General features: G+C 64.7%; 9 protein-coding genes. 6 read left to right on the top strand and 3 right to left on the bottom strand.

The window, feature by feature from the left end; translation table 11 throughout:
* Window positions 1-89: 89 nt before the first annotated feature.
* Window positions 90-899: an IclR family transcriptional regulator gene (locus tag Mrose_RS05130; protein ID WP_119276350.1), complete on the top strand. Its 810-nt coding sequence runs from the start codon at window positions 90-92 to the stop codon at window positions 897-899.
* Window positions 900-937: 38 nt separating this feature from the next.
* Here Mrose_RS05130 and Mrose_RS05135 read toward each other — a convergent pair whose 3' ends face one another.
* Together Mrose_RS05135 and speD are read right to left on the bottom strand one after the other, a co-directional pair.
* Entirely contained in the window at window positions 938-3,484 is a 2,547-nt protein-coding gene (locus tag Mrose_RS05135; RefSeq protein ID WP_119276351.1) for a TolB family protein, read from the bottom strand.
* 178 nt (window positions 3,485-3,662) lie between these two features.
* A complete protein-coding gene (gene speD / locus Mrose_RS05140; RefSeq protein ID WP_182482678.1) occupies window positions 3,663-4,103 on the bottom strand; it encodes an adenosylmethionine decarboxylase in 441 nt (146 codons plus the stop codon).
* Window positions 4,104-4,632: 529 nt separating this feature from the next.
* On the opposite strand from speD, the gene Mrose_RS05145 reads away from it, so the two are divergent.
* From Mrose_RS05145 to Mrose_RS05165, 5 genes are all read left to right on the top strand, one after another.
* Complete coding sequence (locus Mrose_RS05145; protein WP_119276353.1) at window positions 4,633-4,905, top strand: hypothetical protein; 273 nt, start codon at window positions 4,633-4,635, stop codon at window positions 4,903-4,905.
* 223 nt (window positions 4,906-5,128) lie between these two features.
* The gene (gene sdhC, locus Mrose_RS05150; RefSeq protein WP_119276354.1) at window positions 5,129-5,494 is read left to right on the top strand and encodes a succinate dehydrogenase, cytochrome b556 subunit; all 366 of its coding nucleotides are present in this window, start codon (window positions 5,129-5,131) and stop codon (window positions 5,492-5,494) included.
* 3 nt (window positions 5,495-5,497) lie between these two features.
* On the top strand, window positions 5,498-5,935 hold the full coding sequence (locus tag Mrose_RS05155; protein ID WP_119276355.1) for a succinate dehydrogenase hydrophobic membrane anchor subunit: 438 nt from the start codon (window positions 5,498-5,500) through the stop codon (window positions 5,933-5,935).
* 2 nt (window positions 5,936-5,937) lie between these two features.
* Window positions 5,938-7,668, top strand: coding sequence for a succinate dehydrogenase flavoprotein subunit (gene sdhA, locus Mrose_RS05160; protein ID WP_119276356.1), 1,731 nt, complete (start codon window positions 5,938-5,940; stop codon window positions 7,666-7,668).
* Between the two features lie 75 nt (window positions 7,669-7,743).
* The gene (locus Mrose_RS05165; RefSeq protein ID WP_119276357.1) at window positions 7,744-8,454 is read left to right on the top strand and encodes a succinate dehydrogenase iron-sulfur subunit; all 711 of its coding nucleotides are present in this window, start codon (window positions 7,744-7,746) and stop codon (window positions 8,452-8,454) included.
* A gap of 82 nt (window positions 8,455-8,536) precedes the next feature.
* Here the strand turns inward: Mrose_RS05165 and Mrose_RS18775 are convergent.
* On the bottom strand, window positions 8,537-8,931 hold a 395-nt coding region (locus Mrose_RS18775), incomplete at its 5' end, for a roadblock/LC7 domain-containing protein (protein WP_182482679.1).

Genomic DNA, 8,931 nt, shown 5'->3' on the forward strand with positions numbered 1-8,931 from the left:
TGAGCCTAGCTTCCCGGTCATTATTTGTCAACGAATGAATGGATTTTGCACATATTGAAAAACACCTGTGCCTCGAGTAAGCTCGGCCTATGGCAAACAAGCGTCGTCCGGGGCGCACCCGCAGCACCGAGGTGGGGGAGGTGCGCACGCTCGAGCGCGGCCTGATGCTGCTCGAGGCCCTCTCCGAGGCCGAGACCCTCTCCCTCTCCGAACTCGCCCGGCGCACCGAGCTCTCGCCCAGCACTGCCTACCGCCTGCTGGAGACCTTGCGCAAGCGCGGTTTCGCTGACTGGGACGAGGACCGGGGGTTGTGGAAGGTGGGTTTGCGGGCCTATCAGGTGGGGTCGGCTTTCCTCACCAGGGGCGGGTTGGTGGATGCGGCCATGCCCGAGATGGAAAAGCTGGTGGACGAACTCAATGAAACCGTCAACCTGGCCGTGCTCGATGGCAACGAGGCAGTCTACATCGCCCAGGTCGAGGGGCGGCAGCTCATCCGCATGTTCACCCGTATCGGAGCCAGGGCCCCGCTGTACTGCACCGGGGTGGGTAAGGCCCTGCTGATGGGCCACAGTGAGGCCGAAACCCGGCGCATGCTCGGGGCAGGGCCGTTCAGGCCCTTCACCCGTAAGACCCTGACCACTCCAGAAGCTTTCCTGGACGCGATCCGGGAGGCTCAGAGGTGGGGTTTCGCGCTCGACAACGAGGAGCGTGAGGAGGGGGTGCGCTGTATCGCCGCGCCGGTGCGGGACAACCGGGGGAAGGTGGTGGCCTCAATGTCGCTCTCGGCCCCCGCCAGCCGCGTGCCCGATGAGCGTGTTCAGAGCCTGGGGGAGCGGATCAGGCGGGCCGCCGACGCGGTTTCGGCCCGGCTGGGCTGGAAGGTTCAGGGCTCGGGGTGAGCGGAAGGTTTTACACAGCTGCGGTGCGCTCTCGCACCTCAGCGCGACCCCGGCCCCCCCGGACGAAGGGGTGAGGCGAGCGAACTCGAGCCGAGCAACCTGCTCGAGTCGGAAAGCACCAGAGCGAAGCCAAAGCCGCTCTGGTTGTAATAATTCACCTCCACCCCGACGCCCAGCCCCGCGAAGTAGCTGAGGACGAAGTCGCCCAGCACCTGCACGCCGCCGCCATACTCCACACCCGCGCCCACCCCCCTCGCTGCGGCGAAGGGTACTAAGGAGAGGCGCTCGAGGGCGTAGATGCCGTCCCCCATCCGCCGCTCCAGCCGCGTGGGGTAGTGCGCCGACAGGCGGGCTTCGCTGAGGATGGGGGCGCTCCAGTCGTACTGAGCGCCGCTCACCCGCAGCGCCAGGCTCTGCTCGAGCAGCTCCCCTGCCAGCGTGAAGCCACCCTCCCAGCCGAAGAGCCTCGAGACCGCTCCCTCCAGGCTCCAGCCCTGCTCGAGGTAGCCGAAGGGGTCGAAGGCCAGGTTGCCCAGGCCGAGACTGGCCCCCGCGTCCCATCCCAGGTTGCTGTAGTAAGCCCCGAAGGGTTGCAAGCGATACTCGGCTGGGCCGAGGCCGGGGAGTTCGCCGCTGCTGCGGTAGAGAGGGCTCAGCCCCACCGCCCAGGCGCTGGGCGCATAGCTTCCGGCGAGCACCAGCCCCCCTTCGAAGGTGGGAGTAAAACTGTACACGGCCTCGGCCAGCAATCCCCCGCTTTCCGCAATGCCCAGGCCGATCCGGTAGTTGTGGATGCTGGCTACGTCGCTGCCGTAGAGGGTAGCTCCCAGACCATAGGCCCCTGGGCCTATGGGAAGCCAGTACAGGGGCAGCAGGTTGGGGGAGTAAGGCTCGACGGGGTAGGATTGGCCACCCTCCAGTGCGAGGGCTTCAGGGCTCGAGGGCTGGAGAGCGCCTACTTCCAACCCCTCCGGCAGCTTCTCCAGCCGCTTGATCTCCAGGCCCTTCCCGCCGTAGCTGGCGAAGACCACCCCCTGCGACGAGTAACTCACGTTGAACACGCCCCCAGGCTCGGCGGTGAGCTGGTAGAGCCGACCGTCCTGCACCCGGTAAAGCTGCGAGCTTCCCCGGCGATCGGAGGCGAAGACCAGCTGGCCCAGGGGGTTCCAGTTTGGCCACCAATCCTGGAAGAAGTCGGAGGTGACGAACTCGAGCCTCCCTTCCCGCAGCAGCGCGATATCCAAAAAACCACCCGGACGCCACACTGAGATGGCGATGGAGCCGCCAGGGCCGGGAGCGGGGTGGAAGAGCTGCCACTCTTGGGGCGGGGTGTAGACTTCTTCATCCTGGCCCGAACACCAGCGCCGCAGGACTGAACCTTCGAAACCGCGGCGCACGTAGAGGATGCAATCGCCCTCGGCCACGGCATCGCTGGCGCGGGCCCCGCGGGTCAGGCGGACTTCCTGGCCGCTGGGCTCGAGGCGAAACAGCTCGCCGTAGCTGGTGCCACCCTGCTGAACAACGCGGGAGTAGACCAGGTTGCCTTCCTTGTCCCAGGAGAGCCGGTCGGGACGGCCCGGCAGGCGAACGAAGGCCGGGAAGGGGGTGACCGCCTGGCGCCGATCGGCCCAGCCCACCCGCACCGAAGAGCCCTGCCACCAGGCCAGCAGCCCGTCGGAGCGCCAGGCCGGGCTACTTCCCGCACTCAGGCGCTCGGCCTGGGGTAGCCCCGTTTTCCGCAGAGCCTCGGCCTCGGCCTTCGCCCGCACCACCTCCCGCTCCTTCCACTCCTCCCACAGCGGCTCGAGGCGCCTGCCCAGGGCGATCTGCCAGGCTTCGGAGAAGTCGAAGCCGGTGTCGTTGTAAGTCCGGATGACCTCGCGCAGCCCTTCCTCACCGTATTTGTCCACCAGATAGGCTACGAACCCCCCTCCGAAGCTGTAGCGGGTATTGCCGCCGGGATAACGCTCCAGCGGCCCAATGCCCGCGTCGGAGAGTGTGGGCCATTCCCCTTCACGGGCGATCTGGGCCCGCAGGGTGCGGGTGGTGCTATCCGCGACCCGCCCTCCGCTGGTGAGGGTGGACTCGAGGTAGACCGCGTAGCCCTCGATGAACCAGGCCGGGGGAATGCGGGCGGTGTTGCTGCCCGGATAGCGGCCCAGGAACTGCGAGAGGGGGTCGTCGGCGTGGGTGGTGAGGTGGGCGATGTGGGCGTACTCGTGGACCAGCAGCACCTGGAGCACGTCCTGCCACTGCACTCCGATCAGCCCCGGTTGGGGGAAGGTGGCGTAGATGCGGATGATGGGATAGGGAAAAACGCTGGCGAAGCCGTTGAACTTGTCGGTCTCGTCACCCACGAGGATGTAAGTGTGGGGTGGCTGGTTGCCCACGATGCCGGCTACCGCCCCTCGCACCGCCTCGGCGGTGGTCGCGACCCGCCGGGCATAGCCCTCCAGGCGCGGCGGATGGATCACCGTGAAGTGGGGCGTCACCACCTGCTGCAGCGGCACTTCCCCGATGAGCTGGGCTCGAGCCGAACCCAGCGCCACCAGTACGAGCAGCCCCCAAACGAGTCTGCGGAACATGGGTACACTTTACCGGCCTGGGGGCTGGGTTTGATGACGCTGGCGTACGACATAGGACGTACGGCGTACGCCAAACGCCAAACGTAGGACGTTAGATGGAAGGAGATCCGAAAAGCGGGGTGTCCAAAAGAACACAGGCCCTGCCAACGCGGGGCCTGTTTAGCTATCGACGTCTTGCTCAGCCTACTCGAGCTTCCAGGTACTCACGCTCGCCCAGCACGATCTGGCGGGCAAGGTCGGGGTCTTTGGGGAATTCCTTGCCCCGGTTGATCAGGTAAGTTTCGTAGCGCCCGATCTCGAACTTCTCCACCACGCTCGAGAGTGCTTTGGAGAGGTCGAACTCCTTGCAGGAGAAGATGTCCACGCTGACGAAGCGCTTCTCGGGGAAGGTGTGGATGGCGATGTGGCTCTCGGCGATGAGCACCACGCCGGTTACCCCGGTCGACTGCCCGTTGTGCCCCTCGTAGCGATACACGAAGGGAGGCAGCACCTTGGTCATCTCCATCTCGGTAGGAAGCTCGTCCAGTACGCGCCGGACGAGCTCAAAGTCAGCCAGTTTTTCCGCGTTGGCGTTGTAGCCGTCGATCATCAGGTGCGGGCCAAACCCAAAGAGTTCCAACCTTAGTCTCCTTAAGCGGCCTACGGGTGTCTCCCGGCAGGCTTTCTCACCCCGTTGAGCGGCGTAGGAACGCCGTTCTAACAGCCAACCATTATGCGGCTGGGGGGGGTGGGGTGTCAAGAAATTCGGCAGGGGCTTTGGGCCATCGGCCATCGACTGTTGCTATATTGGAGACAAGTCACAGCGAACGGGGGTGCTTCTGGTGAACCAACCCTTGACGCGGCGGGCACACCTGCCTGGATTACCCCGACTCCGACTTCGCCCGACTCGACCTGGTGGTGCGTCGTAAGGACGGGGCGTTGGTGGTAGAAACCGAGGTGCTGCTGCAGATGCCCGACGAACTACGCGAACTCGGTAGCAAAGGAGCGGTGGGGTGAACACGCTAGCCTTCAGGATCTTTCGCGGGGATGTACAAGGGGCACCCTCCAGGAATACAGCCTCGAGGCACAGGAATAGGCCCCGATCTGGCCTGTTGCTGGAACCTCGAGGCCGGCCTCGGATCCGTAAGTCCTAACGACAGGAGGTAAGCATGCACACCCTGCATCTGACGCGGCATTCGGCTCCCAGCGAGGTTCCCCCCCAGGTTTACGCCGAGGTCCTGCGCTGGATGCTGGAGCGCGACGTCAAAAACATCGTGCTCGACGCTAATAGCCAGGGCTATGGGATCCTCATCGACCCCGAACCCGACTCCATCCCCGTGGGCCTGGTGAGCAGGGCCGAGCTCGAGGACGCCCGGACCCTGGTAGAGCACCTGGAGGTGGCCTGGAGGGTCTATCTCGAGGGCGGCAACTGCACGGATTAGACTCCTTGCAAAATTCGCCGAAGTGCGCCAAACGCAAAACGCTGAAGACCCAAAACCACGACCCCGTGGTGTTTGGCGTCTTGCGTTTGACGTAGAACGTATGACCTAACGACCCCGGCTTTCCCATGGTGTACGTACACGCCCGGTCGCGTCCTGGCCGAGTGTGCTAATAGTACTTAGGCTTCACGCGCCGACAGTGCTATGATTGGCCGCTGGAGGACTTATGTATCGCGGCAGAGAAGGTCAGTGGGCTTTTTTTCTGCACCGGCTTTCAGGGATAGCGATCCTGCTCTATCTCCTGATCCACGTGCTCAATATTTCGGCTGCGATGTGGGGGCCGGAGGTATCGGAAAGGCTGTTCGCCATCGAACACACCCCCATTTTCCGCATAGGGCTGGTGGGGGTGATCGCGGCGGTGCTTTACCACGCGCTCAACGGGCTGCGGGTGATCCTGATGGATTTCACCGCCTGGGGCGTGAGGCTCCAGCGGGAGCTGTGGTACGGGGTTTGGCTGCTGTTCGCGCTGTTTTTCGTCCCGGCGCTCATCAAGATCGTGCCGGAGATCCTGCGTACGATGGGGGTGATCTAGGAAATGGCGATCCGTGCGCGCCGTTACTCACAGGCCAGGGCTCAGGCGGGGACCAACCTCGAGCTAGCCTGGTGGGTCTTCATGCGGGTGTCGGGCCTGGTGCTGGTGTTCTTGGTGCTGGGTCACCTCTACATGGCCAACATCCTCATCAACGCCGGTGATGTTGACTACAACTACATCGCCAGGCGCCTGTCCAACACCACCTGGAAGATCTACGACTGGGTCATGCTCTCGCTATCGCTCCTGCACGGCATGAATGGCCTTCGCTATGTGCTGGACGACTGGGTTCGCGATGCCAGAGCCCGCTTCTGGACCAAGATTGTGACATATTCCCTGGCGGTGCTGGTGTTCTTCGTGGGCAGCATGTCGCTTTTGAACCACGACTTCTCCAAGGGGCTCAGCGAGAACACCCGGCTCGAGCACAGCGAGGGTACGAGGTAGCCATGGCACACCAACACGACGTGATTGTCATCGGAGCGGGGGGTTCGGGCCTCACCGCCGCGCTCTACGCGGCCAAGCAGGGCGTGGACGTGGCGGTCATCTCCAAGCTCTACCCCACCCGCAGCCACACCGGCGCGGCCCAGGGGGGCATCGGCGCGGCCTTGGGCAACGTCGAGGAAGACCACTGGGAATGGCACATGTTCGACACCATCAAGGGCGGGGACTATCTCACCGACCAGGACGCCGCCGAGATCTTCGCCAAGGAGGTCATCGAGGCGGTGCTCGAGCTCGAGCACATGGGCTTGCCCTTCGACCGCCTCCCCAGCGGCAAGATCGCCCAGCGGCGCTTCGGCGGGCACACCAAGGAGTATGGCAAGGCCGCCGTGCACCGCGCAGCCCACGCCGCCGACCGCACCGGCCACATGATCTTGCAGACGCTCTATCAGCAGTGCGTCAAGCACGACCTCACCTTCTACAATGAGTTCCACGTCACCGACGTGATCGTCGAGGATGGCATGGCCAAGGGGGTGGTGGCTTACGAGCTGGCCACGGGTGAGCTGCACACCTTCCAGGCCAAGGCCATCGTGATTGCCTCCGGCGGCTACGGGCGGGCCTGGAAAGTCACCTCCAACGCCTACACCCTCACCGGCGACCTGCAGGCCATCCTCTACCGCAAGGGCTTGCCGCTGGAGGACATGGAGTTCTACCAGTTCCACCCCACCGGCCTATTCCCACTGGGCATCCTGCTCACCGAAGGGGCTCGCGGCGAGGGCGGCATTCTGCGCAACGCCCTGGGCGAGCGCTTTATGGAGCGCTATGCCCCCACCATCAAGGACCTGGCCCCGCGCGACATGGTCGCCAGGGCGATGTACCTCGAGGTGCGCGAGGGGCGGGGCGTGGGCCCGCGCAAGGATCACGTGCTCCTCGACCTCACCCACCTGCCCGCTGAGACCATCCACAAGAAGCTTCCCGACATCTCCGAGTTCGCCTGGATCTACCAGGGGGTAGATCCCACCAAGCAGCCCGTCCCGGTGATGCCCACGGCGCACTACGCCATGGGTGGCATCCCCACCACCCTGAACGGCGAGGTCATCGCCGACGACAAGAACACCGTCATCGCTGGGCTCTACGCGGCAGGCGAGGTCGCGTGCGTGAGCCTGCACGGAGCCAACCGCCTGGGTACGAACTCCCTGGGCGACCTGGTGGTCTTTGGCCGCCGGGCCGGCACCGCCGCGGCCAAGTTCGCCAAGAGCGCCGATTTCCACGACCTCTCGCCGGATGTCACGGGGGACAGCCGCGAGCGCCTCGAGCGCATTCGCAACTCCAGCGGCAAGGAGTCAGTGGCGGCGTTGCGCGGCGAGCTTCAGCAGGCCATGCAGGACTACGCCTCGGTGTTCCGCACCGAAGAACTGCTGGCCAAAGGGGTCACAGCGGTGGCGGAATTGCACGAGCGCTACGAGAACATCGGCGTGCAGGACAAAGGCGAGCGCTACAACACCGAGCTGATGGAGGCATTGGAGCTGGGGTATTTGCTCGAGGTTTCCGAGGCCACGGTGCACTCCTGCCTCAACCGCAAGGAAAGCCGCGGAGCCCACGCCCGCGAGGACTATCCCGAACGCGACGACAAAAACTGGCTCAAGCACACTCTGGTCTACAAGAAGCAGGGGAAGGTGGGCTTCATGTACAAGCCGGTGGTGCTGGGCAAGTTCGAACCCAAGGCGAGGACGTATTGAGGTCGTACGTCGTACGTTGTACGCCCCAGGCCCACCGCGTACGACGTACGACGTAGGACGTACGACGGAGACCAAATGCAAGTAACCCTCAAAGTCATGCGCTACGATCCCAACAAGGCGGCCAAGCCGAGTTGGGTGAGCTATCAGGTCGAGGCTGAGCCCATGGACCGGGTGCTCGACCTGCTGCACAAGGTCAAGTACCAGCAGGATGGCACCCTGGCTTTTCGGCGCAGTTGCGGTCACGGCATCTGTGGCTCGGATGCGATGGTGATCAACGGGCAGAACCGGCTCGCCTGCAAGGCGCTGGTCAAGGACCTGACCAAGAAGGCCGGGGACACCATCACCGTCGAGCCCATTCGCGGCCTGCCGGTGGAGAAGGACCTGGTAGTGGACATGGAGCCTTTCTTCGAGGCCTATCGGGCGGTCAAGCCCTACCTCATCAACGACGAGCCGCCCCCGGACCGCGAGCGCCTGCAAAGCCCCGAGGACCGCGCCCGCTTCGATGCGAGCACCAAGTGCATCCTCTGTGCAGCCTGCACCACCAGTTGCCCGGTGTTCTGGGTCAACGGCAGCTACATCGGCCCTGCCGCCATCGTGCAGGCCCACCGCTTCATCTTCGACAGCCGCGACCGGGGGGCGCGCGAGCGCTTCCAGGCCCTCGCCGCTAGCACCGGTGTCTGGCGCTGCCGCACGGCCTACAACTGCACCGAAGCCTGCCCCCGTGAGATCCCCGTGACCCAGGCCATCGAGGAGGTCAAGCGGGCGATCCTTTACGACAAGTTCTGACCCCAACCCCCCTTGCGTTTCCTGCAACCAGAAAGGGCGAGCCACCGGCTCGCCCTACATTTGGCTTTGGAGTGTCGGCGTTCTACGCCAGATGCTCGACAATCTGGGGAAGCTGCCGTTGCACGAGGTAGCGCAGCACGCCTAGCTGGCCACTGCCCCGCACCACGAGCACCAGGCTGTGGTCGGTGTTGATGCGGTTGAAGATCAGTTGGTGGCCGCGGTACTCCAGGATTAGGCCGTCCAGGGTGGAGTAGCCGGTGCGCTCTCCCAGCACCCCGGCGATGGAGAACAGGGTGCGGCAGTAGACGGTGAAAACCTCGGGGTCGGGGGGCATCTGGCCGACCTGGCCCAGCATGGCCCCGCCGGGGCCGATGACCATGGCCGTTTCGACCTCGGGCTTGTCGAGGAAGGGGGAGAGGAGGGGCTCGAGGCCCGGCTTGAGCACCGGCTCGGGAGCGGGTGGGGTAGGGGCGGGAG

The sequence above is a fragment of the Calidithermus roseus genome, from assembly GCF_003574095.1.
GTDB classification, from domain to species: domain Bacteria; phylum Deinococcota; class Deinococci; order Deinococcales; family Thermaceae; genus Calidithermus; species Calidithermus roseus.